Source organism: Pseudoalteromonas rhizosphaerae, assembly GCF_902498845.1.
GTDB classification, from domain to species: Bacteria; Pseudomonadota; Gammaproteobacteria; order Enterobacterales; family Alteromonadaceae; genus Pseudoalteromonas; species Pseudoalteromonas rhizosphaerae.
In genome coordinates this window covers 241,553-260,292 of record NZ_CABVLM010000003.1, presented here as the reverse complement: position 1 = coordinate 260,292, position 18,740 = coordinate 241,553, and the positions used below count along the sequence as shown (strand labels likewise).

Here is an 18,740-nt window from a genome sequence, read left to right as displayed (position 1 = left end):
TCTTTGCAAATCAACAACTCTATAGGCATAACATGAGCGTACTCGTTGCGATTAGTGGACGTGATTGCAGTAAAATTATTACTGCGTTAGCGACTAAATTACCAGGTGTAAAAATTTCACAGTGGCCAGATTGTGATAACTTAGAGGATGTTGAATTTGTGCTTGCTTGGCTGGCACCTGCAGATATGTGGGCACAACTACCAAATTTAAAAGTAGTTTCTTCATTTGGCGCAGGGGTCGATAGCATTGATTTAAACTTACTCCCTGACAATGTCGTTGTGACACGCATCGTTGATGAAAATTTAGCTCATGATATGGCAGAGTATGTGCTTACCCATATTTTAGCGCATAAGTTAAGGCTTAAAGACTATGTGATTAAGCAACAACAACGACAATGGCTGCCAAAACGCGCTTATAGTCATAATCATGTTGTGATTTTAGGTTTTGGTGAGTTAGGACAAAGCTGCGCTAAACGTTTACTGGCTAATAATTTTACCGTAAGTGCATTTTCACAAAACCCTAAAAATATACCCGAAGTAAATTGTATTCATCAAGCAAGTGAGTTACCGAGTTTGTTAGCACAAGCTGATTATCTCGTGTGTTTATTTCCACTAACCACGCAAACGAAGGGCTTTATTAATCGCAACTTATTAATGCAGCTACCAAGTCATGCTGTGCTCATCAATGTAGCGCGAGGCCAGCACGTCGTTGCAGACGATTTACTTTGGGCATTAGATAATCAAATTATAAGAGGAGCCACATTGGATGTTTTTGCACAAGAGCCATTAGCTGCAGAGCATCCTTTTTGGCGTCATTCAGCGGTTACAATGACTCCCCATTGCGCGGCATTGTCTGATCTGGAAACTGTAACGCAGCAGATTGCTAATAATGTACAACGTATGAAAACAGGCCTTAAATTAAATAATCAGGTTGATAGAACAAAAGGTTATTAAAAGTTCAGCGACAATAGTGTAGTACATCTTGTTAACATCTGTAATTTTAGTTAGTCTAGTTAACTCAAAAAACACTAACAATAATAATAAGGTGTACAATGAAACAGCATCAAACAGGCGTTAAATTTAGTATTATCGTTATTTCAGTGGTCTTAATGGGTGTGTCTGCATGGTTTAATCAAGCTAATGCAAGTGAACAAGCCCCCGTTTTACAAAGCCAAACAGAATAAATAGAACCAACAATTGATATCGAAGCCGGGTTAGCGTTTACTATGACGCTCCCGGTTCTCACTCTTCTTCTCATCACTTTTTTTAATTAACACATAGCTTGCACCACTGCCACCATGATGCCTAAGCGCACTATGAAAGGCTAATACGCAGTCAATTTCTTGTAGCCATTTATTGGTATAACTTTTTAACACTCCAGGGGTCTTTTTGTTTTTGATACCAGTGCCGTGGCGGATCACTACCACACGAATATTACGTTTTTGGCAATCAGTTATAAATTCAAATAAGGCTTGGCGTGCGTTTTTTAGTGTTTGGCCATGTAAGTCAAGTGTCGCATCAAGCTGATACTTAGCTAATCGAAGATTTTTAAATACAGCATCTTGCACTCCCGCATTTTTATAACTCAATAGTGCATTAGGCTCTAATAGCTCGACTAATTCACTACGTAGATAATTTTCATCGATGTTTAAATTTAATTCTGCGGCTTTGCGTTTTTGTTGCTGTGCTAAAGAGGGGCCAGTTAAGTGTTGTGATGGTTCGATCGTATCGTGATCTAGGCGAGCAACGTCTTCCATAGACGTTAAAAATAAATCAGAGTCAGTTAAAGGCATAGTGATACCCAAAGTAGCATAATACGCCGATGATTTTAACTTAGTTCATTTTGCTGCCCAAGTTCTATTCGCGCAAAAAAATACCCTACCGAGCAAAGCCCGGTAGGGTACATAAAATTATCTAGGGAGAGATATTAATTTTGCGGGACATTTAATTGCCCAAAGGTATAAACCTTGAACAAGTAAAACGTGTTTATCAACACTAAACTCATGTTTGAAATAACACTCGACGACATTAAATCCAAGCTAAATGACAAAAACAGTAAAGCACAGGCGCTGATCGCCGCGACACGCAGTATTGTTAATTGATTGATAAAAAACGCCCCTAATCCTAGGGCTAACAGGATAATATTTAAAAGCCAATCTAGCTCGTTTAGCATGGTTGTATCGTTGTTCAAGTGTTGAAAAAAGGAGCGCCATTATGTTGATATTTTGCGCACCTTTCAACCAAGTAATTTTATATTTTCAGATTAGTTTTTTTAATCCAAAATTAATTTTTGTAATGCAGAAAAAAAGCCGGCTTGTTCGGTTACTCGATATTTTTGACAAGTATCTGGTTGCTTATTGTTTTGACATAAATAAAGGCTATTACGCGCTAAATCGGCATTTGGCTGCAAATTTGAGTCAAATAACATGGCGCCATAACCAAACAGTCCCGGCCAATATACACTTTGCGTTACTAATCCTAATTTTTCATAGGTTAATAACTGTGGTTTGGGGATAACTAAAATAGTAAACACAATAACACCCGCTACAATAATGCCTGTGCGGCTTTTTTTTGTTTCAGCTAATTCACTACTAGCAGTTTGTGTTTGTGCTTGCGTGACGTTTGCCTGAGCAGGCGCTTTTCGCTTGTTAGTTGGTGCCGTTGGTTTTTTTCGTTGAGGCGTTTTTCCTAGCAAGGATTGTTTTTTTATATTATTTGACATAAAGCAAATCTGGCCTTTTAAGCAGAGCTCTCTATAATGAGATTATTAAATTAGAAAAGTTATTAAGCATAATAACTTAAACCTAGTTCATAACCTACGGGGATCAACAATGAATACGCAGCTTTCAATTTTAATAGTGGATGATGTGGGAACAGTGCGCAGCTTTCTCCATCAAACATTAATGCACTTAGGTATTGAAAATGTTAGAGAAGCGTCGACAGCTGCGCAATGTATAAGTGCTTGCCAAGCGGCCGATTATAATATTATTTTTTTAGATATTGAGTTGCCAGACGGTGATGGTAAAGAGATTATCGCGCAGATCAATGAAATAAACCCACAAACTAATGTCGTTATGGTATCGGCTCACTCAACGGTTGAGAATGTTAAAGATGCAATCGATAAAGGGGCTAAAGGATTTGTGGTAAAACCATTTACACCGAAGAAAATAGCGGCAATGTTGAAAAAGTTTTATCCAGAATTAGACGTTGTTTAACGCAACAACAGTGTTTAAATAATTTTAAGCGTTAAATGATAGATATAAAAAAACCGGTCAAGACCGGTTTTTTATATTCTAGCAAAAACAAATTATAGCGCTTTGATCTTAGCTGCTATGCGGCTCTTATGACGAGCTGCTTTGTTTTTGTGAATTAGACCTTTAGTTGCATAACGGTCTAAAATAGGTGTAGCAACTGCGAAAGCTTGCTGTGCAGCTTCCTTGTCGCCCGCTTCAATAGCAACAACTACTTTTTTGAAGTATGTACGCATCATTGAACGACGGCTTGCGTTATGCTGACGGTTTTTTTCGCTAGTGATAGCGCGTTTTTTTGCAGACTTGATGTTAGCCAAGGTTTGCTCCTAACAATCTTAAAATAAGCTTAATTTAAAGGCCGTGGAATATGCCTTTTTTAATCGTGAATGTCAATAAAAATTTGACATACCAAGAAAAACTGCTCCTATATAACGAACATCAATTTGCCGCTCTAGCACAGTTAATACCGCTATTGTAACAAAGGCGGTGAGTTCAGCCTAGTGCTTTAGAGCGATTTATAAAAAAGACTGTGGCATAATTGGTTTTATCGTTGGTTTTAAAGCAGGTTTAGTGTGGCAAAAGGATTATTTCGTTCCGGTATGATTGTAAGTGCAATGACAATGATATCGCGTGTTTTAGGATTAGTGCGAGATGCTGTTGTCGCAAATTTACTTGGCGCAGGTGCTGCCGCCGACGTTTTTTTATTTGCTAATCGCATTCCCAACTTTTTACGCCGCTTATTTGCTGAAGGGGCATTTGCGCAAGCATTTGTGCCCGTTTTGTCGGAAATCAAACAGCAACAAGGAGACAACAAAGTCAGGCTGTTTGTTGCTCAAGCCGCTGGCACACTTGGTACTATTTTATTGGTTGTAACTATAATCGGTGTAATTGCATCGCCAATTATTGCAGCACTATTTGGTACTGGGTGGTTTATTGAGTGGTGGCAAGGTGGCCCAGACGGTGAAAAATTTGTATTAGCCAGTAGTTTACTTAAGCTAACGTTCCCTTATTTATTTTTTGTAAGTCTTGTTGCACTCAGTGGCGCGGTGATGAATGTTTATAATCGTTTTGCTGTTGCGGCCTTTACGCCAGTGCTGTTGAATATTTCGATTATTGCCTGTGCAATCTTATTACACGATAAATTCTCGGTTGGTGCTTATTCGCTAGCTATTGGTGTGTTTGTCGGTGGAGTGGTGCAGTTATTGTTTCAATTGCCGTTTCTGTACCGAGCGAAAATGCTCAGTAAACCACGTTGGGCCTGGCAGGACGAAAATGTAAAAAAAGTCCGTAAGTTAATGTTACCGGCTTTGTTTGGGGTATCTATTAGTCAAATTAATCTACTGCTTGATACCATGATTGCGTCATTGTTAATGACAGGGTCAATTGCTTGGTTATATTATTCTGACCGGCTAATCGAATTTCCACTGGGGTTATTTGGCATTGGTATCGCGACGGTTATTTTACCTGCGCTATCTAAATTACATAGCAGCGAAAAAAGCAGCGATTTTCAGCACACCTTAGATTGGGGAGTGCGGTTTGTGATCTTTTTAGGCTTACCTGCGACGATTGGTTTGATGATCATTAGCCCGTTAATCATCTCTGTATTATTTGATCATGGCGCATTTAGTCAAGGGGATGTCGATCATGTTCAGGCCGTGAGTTTAGGGGTGATGGCTTACTCTGTTGGGCTTGTCAGTTTTATGTTGATCAAAGTTTTAGCGCCGGGATTTTATGCTCGTCAAGACACTAAAACTCCGGTGCGTATTGGCATTATTACGCTGGTGTTGAACATGGTCTTTAATATTATGTTAGCACCGTTTATAGGTTACTTAGGATTGGCGCTTGCGACTTCAATGTCGGCCAGTTGTAATGCGTATCTGCTTTATCGTCAATTAAGCAAAGAGCAGGTTTATCAGTTTTCGCGTTTTAGTTTATTGTTTACCTGCAAATGTTTGCTCGCCGCCTTATTGATGGGGGCTGTAGTTTGGTACGCTGCGACACAGTTTTTATGGCGTCAGTGGCATTTTAGTGAGCAAGTTGTTTTATTGATAGGTTTACTCGCTCTGGCAGGGGGGGTGTACTTTTTAGTGTTGTTTTTACTCGGGGTAAGACTAAATACCATAAAAAACGTTGTTAGTGCTCAATCAGACTAAAAAAATCAACTGAAACTCGCATCTTGAGGTGGTTTGGGTATAATCGGTGATTCTGTAACCCAAGTGAAATTTTACTCGGTACATAACGCTTACAAAGGCATTAGGTGGCATGGAGTTAATTAGAGGTATCCACAATATTCGCACACAGCATTATGGTTGTGTGTTGACCATTGGTAATTTTGATGGTGTGCACTTAGGTCATGGTGAAGTACTCAATGGATTACTCAATGACGCTAAAAAATATAACTTACCGAGTACGGTAATGTTATTTGAGCCTCAGCCACAAGAGTTTTTTGCCAAAGATAATGCGCCAGCTCGATTAACGCGGTTACGCGATAAGCTAGGTCTGTTAGCAAAGTTAGGCGTTGAACGGGTAATTTGTATTAGTTTTAATCAGCAATTTGCCAATATGCAAGCTGAGCAATTTGTGACAGAAATACTGATCAACAAGTTGGGTGTCAAAGCGCTAACCGTAGGTGATGATTTTCGCTTTGGCAAAAGACGTCAAGGTGACTTTAATTTACTAAAAAAAATGGGCCTCGCGGCTCATATGGATGTAAAAAGCACCGCGAGTTTTCGGCAATTAAATGCTAGAGTAAGCAGCACCTTGATCCGCCAAGCATTAGCTGAAGGTCAGTTAGCGCAAGCCAAAGCGATGCTAGGTCATGATTACGCAATATCAGGGCGAGTGATCCATGGCTGGAAACGCGGTCGTGAATTAGGGTTTAGGACTGCAAATATTGCGTTAAAGCGGCAAGTATGCCCTGTAAATGGGGTGTTTGCGGTACAAGTAACGTTAAACGATAAAACAGTGTATGGGGTTGCAAATATTGGCAACAAACCCACATTTAATGGAACACGCGCATTATTAGAAGTTCATCTGTTCGACTTTGCGCAAGATATTTATGGACAGTTTATGCACGTGGAGTTAATTAAAAAGCTTCGCGATGAGAAAAAATTCGAGACATTAACACAATTGACGGCACAAATAGCAACTGATGTTGCTGCCGCTAAACAGTGTTTTGGTTTAAATTAGGTAGCCGATACGGAAACTAGGATTAATGAGCGACTACAAGCATACTTTGAATTTACCGGAAACGACGTTTCCAATGCGCGGCAATTTGGCACAACGTGAGCCAAAAATGCTTAAGACATGGTATGAAGACGACCTGTACGGTCAAATTCGCAACGCTAAGAAAGGTAAAAAAACCTTTATTTTGCATGACGGCCCTCCGTATGCGAACGGCGATATCCATTTAGGTCATTCAGTAAATAAAATTCTAAAAGATATTATTGTTAAATCAAAAACCTTATCTGATTTTGATGCGCCTTACGTACCTGGTTGGGATTGCCATGGTCTACCGATTGAATTAATGGTAGAGAAAAAAGTGGGTAAGCCAGGCGTGAAAGTCACGGCTGCAGAATTCCGTGAGAAATGTCGTGAATACGCTAAAAAACAAGTTGAAGGCCAAAAAGTTGATTTTAAACGTTTAGGCGTATTTGCTGATTGGGATAAGCCTTACTTAACCATGAATTTTGACTTCGAAGCAAACGCAATTCGTGTGCTTGGACGTATCATCGAAAAAGGCCATTTACACAAAGGCGCAAAGCCTGTGCATTGGTGTACTGATTGTGGTTCTGCTTTGGCCGAGGCTGAGGTTGAATATCAAGATAAGCAATCACCAGCGATTGATGTGCGTTTTGAGTTTGTTGATCAAGCGGCCGTTGTTAGTGCCTTTGATTTAAAAGCCGATCATGAAGGTAAAGGTACAGTCAGTACAGTGATCTGGACAACTACACCATGGACACTGCCAGCTAACCGTGCGGTTGCCGTACATGCTGAACTAGAATATGCCTTAGTGCAAGTTGATGATGAAGGCGCGCAGCAGCGTTTGATTATAGGGTCAGAGCTAGTTAAAGATGCAATGGATCGCTACGGCTTTAAGCACTTTCACGTATTAGGTTATGTAACGGGTTCAGCACTTGAAAATTTACAAGTGGCGCATCCATTTTATGATTTTAATGTACCAGTGATTGTGGCCGATCATGTTACTACTGATTCTGGTACGGGTATCGTGCATACAGCACCTGGCCACGGTCAAGAAGATTTCGTGGCAGGTCTACAATACGGCTTAGAGGTGGCTAACCCGGTTGGTGCAAATGGTGTTTATTTACCTGACACTGAGCTTTTTGCAGGTCAACATGTATTCAAAGCCAATGCGAGTGTAGTTGATGTGCTGACTGAGCGTAATGCGCTTATGCATCACCATGCCTTAACGCACAGTTACCCGCATTGCTGGCGTCATAAAACGCCAATTATTTTCCGTGCAACGCCGCAGTGGTTCATTAGTATGGATCAAGCTAATTTGCGCCAAGATTCATTAAAAGAGATTAAAAACACTCAGTGGTTGCCAGAATGGGGCGAAAGCCGCATAGCAAACATGGTTGAAGGTCGCCCGGATTGGTGTATTTCGCGTCAACGTACCTGGGGTGTTCCAATTGCACTGTTTGTTGATAAAGACACCGGTGCTCTTCATCCTGATACTCAAGCTTTGATTGAAAAAGCAGCCCTGCTGGTTGAAAAATCCGGTATTCAAGCATGGTATGACTTAGAGCCTGCAACTTTACTTGGTGAAGCTGATGCTCAGCAATACATGAAAGTGCAAGATACATTAGATGTATGGTTTGATTCTGGTGTAACGCACGCCTGTGTGGTTGATGCTCGCGAAGATTTAGTTGGTCCAGCTGATTTATACTTAGAAGGCTCAGATCAACACCGCGGTTGGTTTATGTCATCAATGATGACGTCAGTGGCAATTAATGGTCATGCACCATATCGTCAAGTGCTAACTCACGGTTTCACTGTGGATGAAAACGGCCGTAAGATGTCAAAATCGCTAGGTAACGTTATTTCACCACAGAATGTGATGAATAAACTCGGTGCAGATATTTTACGCTTGTGGGTTGCTTCAACTGATTACACTGCAGAAATGACCGTATCAGATGAAATCTTCAACCGTTCTGCGGATCGCTACCGTCGTATTCGTAACACTAGCCGTTACTTACTCGCTAACTTAAGCGGTTTTGATCCTAAAACTGACCAAGTAGCTATTGATGACATGGTTGAACTTGATCGTTGGATTGTTGGCCGTGCGGCGCAATTACAAGATGAAATTTTGGCGGCTTACGAAAGTTACCAAATGCTCCAAGTAACGCAAAAGCTAATGAATTTCTGTACTGGTGAGCTTGGTTCATTCTATTTAGATGTGATCAAAGACCGTCAATACACAGCGAAAAGCGATAGTCATGCCCGTCGTTCATGTCAAACAGCTCTATATCATATTGCCGAAGCTATGACGCGCTGGATGGCGCCAATCATGAGCTTTACCGCGCAAGAGATTTGGCAAGCACTGCCAGGTGAGCGTGACCAATATGTGTTTACCTCAGTTTGGTATGATGGCTTAAAAGCGGTTGGCGAAGGCCAGTTTAGTAATGACGATTGGTTAACGATTCTTACTGTGCGTGATGAAGTAAACCGTGTGTTAGAAGGTGCACGTAAAGAAGACGTGATCGGTGCGACACTACAAGCTAATGTGAATATTTTTGCCAATGCAGAGCTTGCAGCTAAATTAGCAGCTTTGGGTGATGAGCTTCGCTTTGTATTCTTAACATCTAACGTTACTGTTACAGCTGTTGATGCACAACCAGATGCAACTCAAACAACTGAAATTGAAGGCTTATACATCAGCGTATCAGCTACCGATGCACAAAAGTGCGAACGTTGTTGGCATTACTGTGATGATGTAGGTGCAAATCCTGCGCATCCAGAAATTTGTGGTCGTTGTGTTAGCAACGTAGATGGCGAAGGCGAAACACGCCAATTCGCATAGGAGTAGGAAGTGAGCAAACTAGCCCAAAAAAGTGGTTTAGTGTGGCTTTGGTTAAGTTTGCTACTTTTAGTAGCAGACTTTGCCAGTAAAACACTGGTTGTTAAAACCATGAATTTACGCGAATCAATTGATATATTGCCATTTTTCAATCTAACCTATGTTCATAACTATGGCGCAGCTTTTAGTTTTTTAAGTGAAGCGGGTGGTTGGCAACGTTGGTTTTTAAGCGTTATTGCTATTTCAATCAGCGTATTATTGATCTGGTGGCTAAAGCGTTTACCTGCCACTAATAAAATTTTATGCAGTGCTTATTCGTTAGTATTAGCGGGCGCAATTGGCAACTTATATGACCGTATCAGCCATGGTTATGTGATTGACTTTCTACACTTTTATTATGAAAGCTGGAATTTCCCTGCGTTCAATATTGCCGACAGTGCGATTTGTATTGGTGCCGCATTATTATTATTTGATGCCTTTACTGGCGAAAGTCCTAAGGAGCAAAAAGCATGAGCCAAGCAGTTATAGGTGAAAAATCAGAGGTTATTTTTCATTTCTCAATTAAGCTATCGGATGGCTCTGCGGCAGATTCAACCAAAGTGCATAATAAGCCTGCAAAATTAACGATGGGTGATGGTAGTCTAACGGCTAACTTTGAAAAATGCTTATTTGGTTTAGCGTCTGGTGACAGCAAGTCATTTGAACTTGAGCCAGAAGATGCTTTTGGTCAACCAAACCCAGATAATATTTACTATGTAGACCGTAGTAAGTTTGGCCCAGAAACGCCGGCAAAAATTGGCTCTATTATTGCGTTTACTCAACCTGATGGTACCGAATTACCAGGAGTTGTTCGTGAAGTGCAGGGTGAGTCTGTGACCATCGATTTTAATCATCCGCTTGCAGGTCAACGTTTAACTTTTGAAGTTGATATTTTAGAGGTGAACGGGTAATGGAAATTTTATTGGCAAATCCGCGCGGTTTTTGTGCGGGAGTCGACCGTGCGATTAGTATCGTTGAACGTGCGTTAGATATCTTTGAAAAACCGATCTATGTGCGCCATGAAGTTGTCCATAACCGCTACGTGGTAGATGGTTTGAAAAGACGTGGTGCGGTGTTTGTTGAAGAATTGGATCAAGTGCCAGACGACAGCATTGTTATTTTTAGTGCCCATGGCGTGTCACAAGCTGTACGCAGTGAAGCTAAGCGTCGAGATTTAAAAGTATTTGATGCAACATGTCCATTGGTCACTAAAGTGCATATGGAAGTGACCCGCGCTAGTCGTAAAGGTATCGAGTGTATTTTAATTGGTCATCATGGTCACCCTGAAGTTGAAGGCACCATGGGGCAATACGATAACGCTAAAGGTGGTATTTATTTAGTTGAAACGCCTGAAGATGTTGCCAAACTAAACGTGAAAAATCCAAATAACTTATTTTATTGTAGCCAAACTACATTATCGGTAGATGATACCGCAGATGTTATAGATGGCTTAAGAAGTAAGTTTCCAGCGATTGATGGCCCACGTAAAGACGATATTTGTTACGCCACACAAAATCGCCAAGATGCGGTACGTGACTTAGCTGATAAAGTAGATGTGTTATTAGTTGTTGGTGCTAAAAATAGCTCAAATTCAAATCGGTTACGTGAACTTGCTGATAAAATGGGTACTGTTGCTTACTTAATTGATGACGCCAGTAATGTTGAAGATCAATGGTTTGCTAATGTCAATGCGGTTGGTGTTACCGCGGGTGCATCAGCCCCTGAAGTGCTTGTACAACAAGTGATTAACCGCCTTAAAGAATTAGGCGGTAAACAGGTTATTGAAAACCCAGGCGAAGTAGAAAATATCGTATTTGCTGTACCCGTTGAGCTACGCTAACCTTAGCGTACTGACAGGACATTTTTAAGGAGCGCGCAATGAGCAAGTCGGTGCAAACCAATACTTTGCTTTTTGCGGCGCTGTTTAAAGAACGCGGCGTACTTGCTATTTTAGTCGTTGCGCAAGTTATCGCCACTATACTAGCTTTCGCTCCTGCAACTGCGGATGATATTTGGATCCGCCTCGGCGGGATCAGCCTGTTTTTACATCTCACATTTTTGTCTAGTCTAACTTGGCTTTACTTACTACGTAAACCACTTGCATACTTGAGTCAGCCTTGGCAATTAAGTGCTTTAATGGCTTCATTACTACTTACAACGGCGGTTTTCAGCGGATTGTTAGTGGCCTATGGAGGCGACTTTATTGCACAACAACATACTTATCAGTTTATTTTAAGAAACTTATTAGTCGCTTTTTTAGTCACCGCATTATTTATTCAATTTTTAACTATTCATTTTGAAAAAGACCAGCAAACTAATGCGTTGGCTCGCGCAGAGCTAGATGCCTTACAGGCACGTATTCGTCCGCATTTTTTATACAACAGCCTCAATACCGCAGCGGAGCTTACACATTATGATCCTCAAGCTGCAGAGCAAGCGATTTTAGCGCTCGCGGCATTATCTCAAGCGGCAATGCGAGTGGGGAAAGAGACTGCACTAAGTGATGAAATAGCACTGACTCAGCAATATATTGCGCTTGAAAGTTGGCGGTTTGCTGATCGTTTACAAGTCAACTGGCAATTACCGGAGCAATTGCCAGAGATAACTATTCCGTGCTTAACATTACAACCACTGCTAGAGAATGCTGTTTGTCACGGTGTTGAGCCTTCATTGACTGGCGCTATAATTTATGTCGAGTTACATATTAGTAAACGCTCGTTAGTCATTTTAGTTGAAAACCCAATCTCGTCGCAGCAGCAAAAACGCTCAGGAAATGGTATGGCACTGAATAATATTCGCCAGCGGTTAGATCTTTATTATCAAGGTCATGCAAAGCTGACAATGACAACACGAGGTGATATTTTTCGGGTCAAGTTAGTGCTGCCCCTGGCTATTAATAATGCCAAGGAGCAAGCATGAAGGTACTCATAGTTGATGATGAGCCATTAGCACGTGCTCGCTTACAGCGATTACTTGCTCATTACCCAGACTATAACCATGCAGCACAAGCAAGTAATGGCAACGAGGCTTTGCAACAAGTGAAGCTGCAGGCTCCTGATATTGTATTTCTGGATGTTGATATGCCTGCTATGAGCGGTTTAGAAGTTGCAACACAATTGAATAAGTTGTCTGTCCCTCCAGCTATTATTTTCGTCACCGCTCATCCTGAGCATGCCTTAGAAGCTTTGCAACTCAGTGCCGCGGGTTATTTAGTAAAACCTGTGACGGAGCAAAATTTAGCAAAAGCAATAGATCAACTAGGCCGTTTAACGCGCGCCCATCTTCAAAAGCAACGCCCAGCGGCAATCAGTTATCAGCTTGCGGGGGTAACACGCAGTGTGGCATTAGAGGATGTGTGTTATGTCATAGCGGAAGAGAAATACACGCGTTTAGTTTTTACTAACGGTGAGGCATTGCTTGATCAAAGCTTAAAACAACTCGAGCAGGATTATCCTACACAGTTATTACGAATTCACCGCAAGATAGTGATCAATCTGTCCCGGCTAATCGCTCTAAAAAAAGCTGACGATGGCAGTCATGTGGTTTTATTAGAAGGTTGTAGTTGTTTATTACCAGTAAGTAGACGCGCCTATAAATCAGTAAAAGAGCATCTTTAAACACATTAACTTTTGCAGCAAAAATGCATAGTTAACCATTCATCAACAAATATAACCGTTCATCCTAACCCATCTTGTATCTACATATTATTAGCATATCCTTATAATCAGATAGTTTTATATTGGGTGTACTATGAGGTCCATCAAGCATACATCGCAACATGGTTTTACGTTAATTGAGGTTTTAATTGCGTTTGTGATTTTAAGCTTTGGCTTGCTCGGTGCGGTCGCACTACAAGCAAAAGCAAAACAAGCCAGCTTCGACTCTATGCAACGAGCAGCAGCAGTTGCTTTAGGTAATGACATTATTCAACGGATACGAGCAAATGACCGAGTTGCGTCAATCACTCAGTATAATGGCACATTCACCAGTAACACAGCACTTAAGCAGTCTAGAACATGTTACACCGACACATGTAGCTCAGCTCAAATAGCTGCTCTAGATCGTCAACAATGGATCCGTGCAATACAAGCCCGTGAAAATACTGGCGCGCTCGATGACGCCACTGTGTGTATAGAAAATACTGTAGCGGCAGGTAATGGTGGCAGAGGGTTTAATATTCAAGTCGTGGTAAGTTGGCGGGGACGTCAAGAGATCACTGCTAATGCTGAGACAAAAAAAATAACATGTGGCGAAGAAAGTAATACCCGCCGCGTTATGGTACTAAAAAGCTATGTTTATTCAAGGAGCTAGCATGAAGCAGCGAGGTTTCACTTTAGTCGAAATGATGATCGCACTTTTTATTGGTGGTTTAGTGCTCGGCGGAGTTATGTTTACTTACATAAGTATGAAAGTAACGACCAGAGATACTATGGTAATTGGTGAATTACAAGAAACGGGTCGTTTAGCATTAAATATTATGCAGCGCGATATAGAGCAAATCGGTTTTTGGGGGACATTCTACGAAGATTCATTTTCGAAAGAAAATACCACAACTCTAACCAACCCTACAGGTGATTGTTTTTCTGGACTTAATAACGGTAGTTTCCCCGTTAATAATGCAAATAGTAATTTTCGTTCGGTATTTGCACTTGAATCAACTGGAGGCGCGCAGTTGAACTGTATTACAGATTCAAACGATACAACAGATATCTTACAGGTGAAATTTCTAGAGGGTCTGCAAATTGATCCTGCTGATACCAGTTCAAGTAATTATTACTTTATAGCTGAGCAAGAGCGAGCTGAATTTCGCAAAGGCCCAATAGCTGCTGGGACTATAAACGGCAATGCAACGATTTGGCGTTATCGTCACCATGTTTATTACATTGATGAACAAACTTACCAAGTCAATGGACAAAATATCAATGTGCCGGTACTAATGCGACGCCGACTTAGCGCCAGAAAAGACCAAATGATTACTGAGACTATTATGGAAGGTGTTGAAAACATGCGTTTTTTATTTGGGCTAGATACAAATAATGACGGCCGTGTGGATTCTTATCGAAGCGTAGGAATGATGACAGCAACAGATTGGGAAAACCGCCGAGGAATATTAACCGTACAAGTTTTTATACTGGTGCGGTCATTACAAGAATATGCAGACTTAAATCAGCTCAATCAAACGTATACTTTAGGTGAGGATGCAGGTCAACGAGTGCTTAGGTTTAATGACAGGTTTCGTCGAGCTTTATTTACAACAACTATTCGCTTAAATAATGTGGGGGCTAACTTATGGCGTATTTAAAACCAGCTGCCAAACAGCAAGGAATTGTGTTGGTCGTTGCTTTGATTATGGTGGTCGCTGTCACTGGCATTGCGGTGACACTTATGAGCAGTAGTAGTGTAGATATAAAAATTACTAATGCTGCATTTGAGCGAGAAGAAGCTGAAAATTTATTAATGGGTAACGTACAACAATTGATTGCAGGTGAGGCTAACAAGGGCGGCACAAGTCATTTTCTATATACTCAAGCTCAAATACCAAATGGCACGCTTGAACTGCCTCAGATAGATGATACAACAAGTACGATGAGTAATTTAAATAATGGTGCACTAGACTTACCATGTCCTCGAAAGTTTAATTTTACAGCGGGCATTTCGTGCAATATGGTGCAGGTAAACAGTACCATTACGTTTGGCTCAAAAAGCAGACATACTATAACAGTAACATCAGGCATTGCTCAGGAAATGGCAAGCTTAAATACTGGCGGTTAAGTGAGTAAATATGATCAAGTTTAAAAAGTTAGTTATGAATATTTCACTTAGTATCGCGGTACTTTTAAGTATGCAATGCTATGCGGAAGATATTGAATTATATGTAAACCATAATGTAGAAATAGACGAAAGAGCGCGAGTTTTATTGATTTTTGATACCTCTGGCAGTATGGCGTTTTCATCCAAAACAGGTAAAGATTGTGGTCAATATAATGATGGTGGCTGGAAGGTATGTAATGACAGTCGACTTGGAGTGGCTAAAGATGCTATGACTGAGTTGATCACCGGTAACCCTGACATCGATTTTGGGCTTATGCGCTATAACAGTACTGATGGCGGTTATATATTGAATGGTATTGGTAGCTCACACAATGCTATAAAAGCATCAATAGATAACCTACCCGCCGATGGTGGTACTCCATTAGCTGAAACTCTTTGGGAAGCATATTTGTATATAACAGGGAAAGGTTTGCACTATGCGCTAAATCTCAGCGAGAGCAGTAGAGATACAAATGTTGAGAGTAAAGTTTATGCGGGAAGAGAGCAAGTTCGTAAATGTAACAACTGGGGGTGGAATTGTAGGTATGAATGGCAAGATAAATATAGTTATTCGTATATTTCACCTTTTGCAGATAGTGTAGAAGAAGCTAAGCGCTGTGATAACTCAGTAAATATAATTTATATGACGGACGGCGATCCATCTGCTGGAAGTGATAATAATAGTGACGGTGCGATAAGTGAAGCATATAAGTCATATTTCGGTCGTTATCTAAATAATAATGATTACATCTACAGTAACTACTTACATCAGTTAGCTAAAGTAATTCATGGTGTAGATGCGAATAAAAAGGCTAACATCGAAGAGGTCGTTGTTGATTTGTATCCTCAAACTCCCGATATTCACGAAACCGGCCGTGTATATACCGTGGGCTTTGGATCGGGGATGAGTAGCTCTGGTAAAAAACTACTAGAGGAAACCGCAATACTCGGTGGTGGTCAATACGAATATGCAGATACTGCAGAGCAATTAGCTGATGCATTTAAAAAATTCATCACCAATATCCGTGAAGTAAACGATACTTTTACTTCACCTTCCATAGCTAGTAATAATGTTGATCAAACTCGTAGTCGAGAATCTATATATTACGCTATGTTTTACCCTGAAACCGGCGCTCGCTGGCGTGGTAATTTGAAAAAATTAAAAGTGTCAGGAACTGAAATAGTTGATGCCAATTCGACCCCTGCACTGAACGACGATGGGTTGATTAAGTCAACCGCATCGACATTTTGGTTACCCGAGAACACTCCACCTGATGGTAATTCGGTAGAAAGTGGTGGTGTCAATTTACATCTTACCAATTTAGCAGAGCGAACTGTTTATACAGATTCCCCTAAAGGAGGATTGATTGAGTTTCAAAGCTCAACGTTGCAAACCGCATTAGGTAGTCTTGCTAAGGTTGCTACTAGCTTTGGCACAGATATCAATAGTGTTGGTTCAACTATTGAATGGGCTAGAGGGGTAGATGTTGATGATGAAGATAAAGATAGCTCTCGGCGTGATCAACGAAAAGATATATTTGGTGATCCATTACACTCAAAGCCAGTTACGATTGATTATGGTAGTGGTGACATTCGCATATTGATTGGTACTAATGCTGGTTTTCTGCATATGTTCCAAGATAAAGGTAAGGATGTTAGCGAAACATGGTCATTTATTCCAAGTAGTTTATATAAAATTTTAACTCCATTACGTAATAATCAAGCAGACACCAAAGTGTACGGTGTTGACGGCCCAATTACTGTATTTTTTGATGATGCTGATCGTGATGGTGTTGTTGAAGCTGGTGATCGCGTGTGGGCATTCTTCGGTATGCGACGTGGTGGTAACCAATATTATGCATTAGATATTACTAATCCAGATGTACCAAAATTAATGTGGACAATTCAAGGTGGCAGTGGAGTTTATAAAGAGTTAGCACAAACTTGGTCTGCTCCAACTGTGTCATATATTAAGGGAAAGAAAGAGCCCGTGTTAATTTTTGGTGCTGGTTTTGATACTAATAAAGACAATGTATCACTCAGTAATGATACGAAAGGGCGCGGTATATATATCGTCAATGCATCAGACGGTAGCTTGGTTTGGGAATTAACGCCTAAAACAGGCTTTAAAGGAAAACATAGTATTGCAGCAACAGTTTCGATACTTGATTCAGATTATGACGGTTTTATAGATCGCTTATATGCAACAGATACTGCGGGTAGTATTTGGCGTGTAGATATGCCAAGCGCAAACCCGACCGACAGTAAAAACCCTTGGACCCATTTCGAACTTGCTAAATTGGGGGGAGTAATTTCTAGTCAAGATAGGCGCTTTTTTTATAAGGCGACCGTAGCACGTACAATGTTTAGCAAGGTAACCAGTACCACAAGCAATAATCAAACAAGTATAATCCGCGAGGATACCCCATTTGACGCAATATTAATTGGTAGTGGTAATAGACCAAAGCCAACACTAACAACAGTACAAGATCAATTGTATATGATCCGTGATATTAATACTGTGACCATGTCATTTATAGGAGATGACATTCCTGAGACTATTACGCCTAGTGATTTAATGAATGTAAATAGTGATCCTTTTGCAAATGCGCTAGATGATATTGAGCAGTTTACAGAAGAGGAAGTGAAGCTTAGTAAAAAAAGCGGTTGGTATTATGATCTTCCTCGCAGTGGTGAAAAGTCGCTCGCAGCTGCAACTGTAGTTGGAGGAGTTGCTTATTTTACAAGTTTCACACCAGCTTCAGCAGATGCCACGATTAACCAATGTTCTTTAAGTGGAGGAAGTGGCGGTTTATATGCATTTCACTTGCACTACGGAAGCAAGGTATATAACCAATTGCGTTATGTCACGAGCAATGATGTACCAGATACACCGCAACTTTATTTTGGCACCTCAGAAGTTTGCGACAGTGATGGTAAAGCATGTAATGAACAAAGCCAGTTTTTATTACTAGGACCAGGAGTAAAGCAAACTAAAGCGACTGAAGATGAATTTAGTGCGAAAAACCCATTTATACCAAAAGAGATCCTAGGGCCAGGCATTTCGTTTGATGAAGATGGCAAAATTAAGCTTGTGAGTGATGCGGTGCCCATTGGCTTTGGTTTTAAAACTCAACAAACCTTTATCTATAAGCGAGAGAATAATGACAACCAAAAATAACATGCAGCAAGGGTTTACATTAATTGAGCTCATGATCACTGTAGCAATATTAGGCATTATTGCATCAATTGCTCTACCAAGCTATTTTGAACATGTTAAACGGACTGCTCGCACAGAAGCAATCACGTCATTACTTGATGCGGCTAATCGGCAAGAGCAGTTCTTTGTTGATAATCGAGAATATACAAATAATTTAGCAAATATTGGTGTAACGACACCAACTGAGCATGGTTTTTATACTATTGAGGTTGAAGTCGATAACGATGCAGGGACATTTAGCTTTACAGCAACTCCAGTTGCTGGTCCTCCATTAAAAGATGATGACTGTAAGACCTTTGTTATTGATGATGCAGGACTAAAAACCGCAACACCGAAAGCGAATTCTGCAATGTGCTGGGGTAAATAGTTTGTAATGGCTT

20 protein-coding genes are annotated in these 18,740 nt (G+C 40.7%); 16 read left to right on the top strand and 4 right to left on the bottom strand.

Features of this window, described 5'->3' with window-relative positions; genetic code table 11:
• Nucleotides 1-32: 32 nt before the first annotated feature.
• The gene (locus PSR9079_RS06410; RefSeq protein WP_149980810.1) at nucleotides 33-953 is read left to right on the top strand and encodes a 2-hydroxyacid dehydrogenase; all 921 of its coding nucleotides are present in this window, start codon (nucleotides 33-35) and stop codon (nucleotides 951-953) included.
• 98 nt (nucleotides 954-1,051) lie between these two features.
• Complete coding sequence (locus PSR9079_RS24140; RefSeq protein ID WP_257325490.1) at nucleotides 1,052-1,183, top strand: hypothetical protein; 132 nt, start codon at nucleotides 1,052-1,054, stop codon at nucleotides 1,181-1,183.
• A 30-nt stretch (nucleotides 1,184-1,213) separates the two neighbouring features.
• Here PSR9079_RS24140 and smrA read toward each other — a convergent pair whose 3' ends face one another.
• The 3 genes from smrA to PSR9079_RS06395 all read right to left on the bottom strand — a co-directional run bounded on the left by smrA (nucleotide 1,214) and on the right by PSR9079_RS06395 (nucleotide 2,721).
• A complete protein-coding gene (gene smrA / locus PSR9079_RS06405) occupies nucleotides 1,214-1,792 on the bottom strand; it encodes a DNA endonuclease SmrA (RefSeq protein ID WP_145237288.1) in 579 nt (192 codons plus the stop codon).
• Between the two features lie 134 nt (nucleotides 1,793-1,926).
• Nucleotides 1,927-2,172: a hypothetical protein gene (locus tag PSR9079_RS23880; protein ID WP_145237284.1), complete on the bottom strand. Its 246-nt coding sequence runs from the start codon at nucleotides 2,170-2,172 to the stop codon at nucleotides 1,927-1,929.
• Between the two features lie 99 nt (nucleotides 2,173-2,271).
• Nucleotides 2,272-2,721, bottom strand: a complete 450-nt coding sequence (locus tag PSR9079_RS06395) for a hypothetical protein (protein ID WP_149980809.1) — start codon at nucleotides 2,719-2,721, stop codon at nucleotides 2,272-2,274.
• 109 nt (nucleotides 2,722-2,830) lie between these two features.
• Between PSR9079_RS06395 and PSR9079_RS06390 the strand changes: the two genes are divergently transcribed.
• Nucleotides 2,831-3,214 (top strand): response regulator, encoded by a 384-nt coding sequence (locus tag PSR9079_RS06390; protein WP_145237278.1) that lies wholly within the window; start codon nucleotides 2,831-2,833, stop codon nucleotides 3,212-3,214.
• A gap of 92 nt (nucleotides 3,215-3,306) precedes the next feature.
• On the opposite strand, the gene rpsT is transcribed toward PSR9079_RS06390, so the two are convergent.
• A complete protein-coding gene (gene rpsT / locus PSR9079_RS06385) occupies nucleotides 3,307-3,567 on the bottom strand; it encodes a 30S ribosomal protein S20 (protein WP_145237275.1) in 261 nt (86 codons plus the stop codon).
• A gap of 255 nt (nucleotides 3,568-3,822) precedes the next feature.
• Here rpsT and murJ point away from each other — a divergent pair, with 255 nt between their 5' ends.
• The 13 genes from murJ to PSR9079_RS06320 all read left to right on the top strand — a co-directional run bounded on the left by murJ (nucleotide 3,823) and on the right by PSR9079_RS06320 (nucleotide 18,727).
• Nucleotides 3,823-5,403 carry a murein biosynthesis integral membrane protein MurJ gene (gene murJ, locus PSR9079_RS06380; RefSeq protein ID WP_281290890.1) on the top strand — a complete coding sequence of 527 codons (1,581 nt, stop codon included), beginning with the start codon at nucleotides 3,823-3,825 and terminating at the stop codon, nucleotides 5,401-5,403.
• 109 nt (nucleotides 5,404-5,512) lie between these two features.
• Nucleotides 5,513-6,439, top strand: a complete 927-nt coding sequence (ribF, locus tag PSR9079_RS06375) for a bifunctional riboflavin kinase/FAD synthetase (protein WP_149980808.1) — start codon at nucleotides 5,513-5,515, stop codon at nucleotides 6,437-6,439.
• 25 nt (nucleotides 6,440-6,464) lie between these two features.
• Entirely contained in the window at nucleotides 6,465-9,293 is a 2,829-nt protein-coding gene (gene ileS / locus PSR9079_RS06370; protein ID WP_149980807.1) for an isoleucine--tRNA ligase, read from the top strand.
• Nucleotides 9,294-9,302: 9 nt separating this feature from the next.
• Nucleotides 9,303-9,803 carry a signal peptidase II gene (gene lspA / locus PSR9079_RS06365; protein WP_145237265.1) on the top strand — a complete coding sequence of 167 codons (501 nt, stop codon included), beginning with the start codon at nucleotides 9,303-9,305 and terminating at the stop codon, nucleotides 9,801-9,803.
• Entirely contained in the window at nucleotides 9,800-10,240 is a 441-nt protein-coding gene (gene fkpB, locus PSR9079_RS06360; protein ID WP_145237262.1) for an FKBP-type peptidyl-prolyl cis-trans isomerase, read from the top strand. Before lspA ends, fkpB begins: the two co-directional genes overlap by 4 nt.
• A complete protein-coding gene (ispH, locus tag PSR9079_RS06355; RefSeq protein WP_149980806.1) occupies nucleotides 10,240-11,169 on the top strand; it encodes a 4-hydroxy-3-methylbut-2-enyl diphosphate reductase in 930 nt (309 codons plus the stop codon). Before fkpB ends, ispH begins: the two co-directional genes overlap by 1 nt.
• Before the next feature lie 38 nt (nucleotides 11,170-11,207).
• A complete protein-coding gene (locus PSR9079_RS06350; RefSeq protein ID WP_149980805.1) occupies nucleotides 11,208-12,248 on the top strand; it encodes a sensor histidine kinase in 1,041 nt (346 codons plus the stop codon).
• Nucleotides 12,245-12,946 (top strand): LytR/AlgR family response regulator transcription factor, encoded by a 702-nt coding sequence (locus PSR9079_RS06345; protein ID WP_149980804.1) that lies wholly within the window; start codon nucleotides 12,245-12,247, stop codon nucleotides 12,944-12,946. Before PSR9079_RS06350 ends, PSR9079_RS06345 begins: the two co-directional genes overlap by 4 nt.
• A gap of 133 nt (nucleotides 12,947-13,079) precedes the next feature.
• Nucleotides 13,080-13,640: a type IV pilus modification protein PilV gene (pilV, locus tag PSR9079_RS06340; RefSeq protein WP_149980803.1), complete on the top strand. Its 561-nt coding sequence runs from the start codon at nucleotides 13,080-13,082 to the stop codon at nucleotides 13,638-13,640.
• Nucleotide 13,641: 1 nt separating this feature from the next.
• Entirely contained in the window at nucleotides 13,642-14,631 is a 990-nt protein-coding gene (locus PSR9079_RS06335) for a PilW family protein (protein ID WP_149980802.1), read from the top strand.
• Nucleotides 14,619-15,101, top strand: a complete 483-nt coding sequence (locus PSR9079_RS06330; RefSeq protein WP_149980801.1) for a pilus assembly PilX family protein — start codon at nucleotides 14,619-14,621, stop codon at nucleotides 15,099-15,101. Before PSR9079_RS06335 ends, PSR9079_RS06330 begins: the two co-directional genes overlap by 13 nt.
• A 10-nt stretch (nucleotides 15,102-15,111) precedes the next feature.
• Nucleotides 15,112-18,321 carry a pilus assembly protein gene (locus tag PSR9079_RS06325; protein ID WP_149980800.1) on the top strand — a complete coding sequence of 1,070 codons (3,210 nt, stop codon included), beginning with the start codon at nucleotides 15,112-15,114 and terminating at the stop codon, nucleotides 18,319-18,321.
• Nucleotides 18,305-18,727, top strand: a complete 423-nt coding sequence (locus tag PSR9079_RS06320; protein WP_149980799.1) for a type IV pilin protein — start codon at nucleotides 18,305-18,307, stop codon at nucleotides 18,725-18,727. Before PSR9079_RS06325 ends, PSR9079_RS06320 begins: the two co-directional genes overlap by 17 nt.
• Nucleotides 18,728-18,740 lie beyond the last annotated feature (13 nt).

Coding starts and splice junctions, on each gene's coding strand:
- PSR9079_RS06335 (WP_149980802.1), top strand. CDS start 13,642: ATGAAGCAGCGAGGTTTCACTTTAGTCGAAATGATGATCGCACTTTTT.
- PSR9079_RS06325 (WP_149980800.1), top strand. CDS start 15,112: ATGATCAAGTTTAAAAAGTTAGTTATGAATATTTCACTTAGTATCGCG.
- PSR9079_RS24140 (WP_257325490.1), top strand. CDS start 1,052: ATGAAACAGCATCAAACAGGCGTTAAATTTAGTATTATCGTTATTTCA.
- PSR9079_RS06410 (WP_149980810.1), top strand. CDS start 33: ATGAGCGTACTCGTTGCGATTAGTGGACGTGATTGCAGTAAAATTATT.
- PSR9079_RS06395 (WP_149980809.1), bottom strand. CDS start 2,721: ATGTCAAATAATATAAAAAAACAATCCTTGCTAGGAAAAACGCCTCAA.
- PSR9079_RS06330 (WP_149980801.1), top strand. CDS start 14,619: ATGGCGTATTTAAAACCAGCTGCCAAACAGCAAGGAATTGTGTTGGTC.
- ileS (WP_149980807.1), top strand. CDS start 6,465: ATGAGCGACTACAAGCATACTTTGAATTTACCGGAAACGACGTTTCCA.
- smrA (WP_145237288.1), bottom strand. CDS start 1,792: ATGCCTTTAACTGACTCTGATTTATTTTTAACGTCTATGGAAGACGTT.
- PSR9079_RS06350 (WP_149980805.1), top strand. CDS start 11,208: ATGAGCAAGTCGGTGCAAACCAATACTTTGCTTTTTGCGGCGCTGTTT.
- ribF (WP_149980808.1), top strand. CDS start 5,513: ATGGAGTTAATTAGAGGTATCCACAATATTCGCACACAGCATTATGGT.
- fkpB (WP_145237262.1), top strand. CDS start 9,800: ATGAGCCAAGCAGTTATAGGTGAAAAATCAGAGGTTATTTTTCATTTC.
- pilV (WP_149980803.1), top strand. CDS start 13,080: ATGAGGTCCATCAAGCATACATCGCAACATGGTTTTACGTTAATTGAG.
- PSR9079_RS06345 (WP_149980804.1), top strand. CDS start 12,245: ATGAAGGTACTCATAGTTGATGATGAGCCATTAGCACGTGCTCGCTTA.
- PSR9079_RS23880 (WP_145237284.1), bottom strand. CDS start 2,172: ATGCTAAACGAGCTAGATTGGCTTTTAAATATTATCCTGTTAGCCCTA.
- ispH (WP_149980806.1), top strand. CDS start 10,240: ATGGAAATTTTATTGGCAAATCCGCGCGGTTTTTGTGCGGGAGTCGAC.
- PSR9079_RS06390 (WP_145237278.1), top strand. CDS start 2,831: ATGAATACGCAGCTTTCAATTTTAATAGTGGATGATGTGGGAACAGTG.
- PSR9079_RS06320 (WP_149980799.1), top strand. CDS start 18,305: ATGACAACCAAAAATAACATGCAGCAAGGGTTTACATTAATTGAGCTC.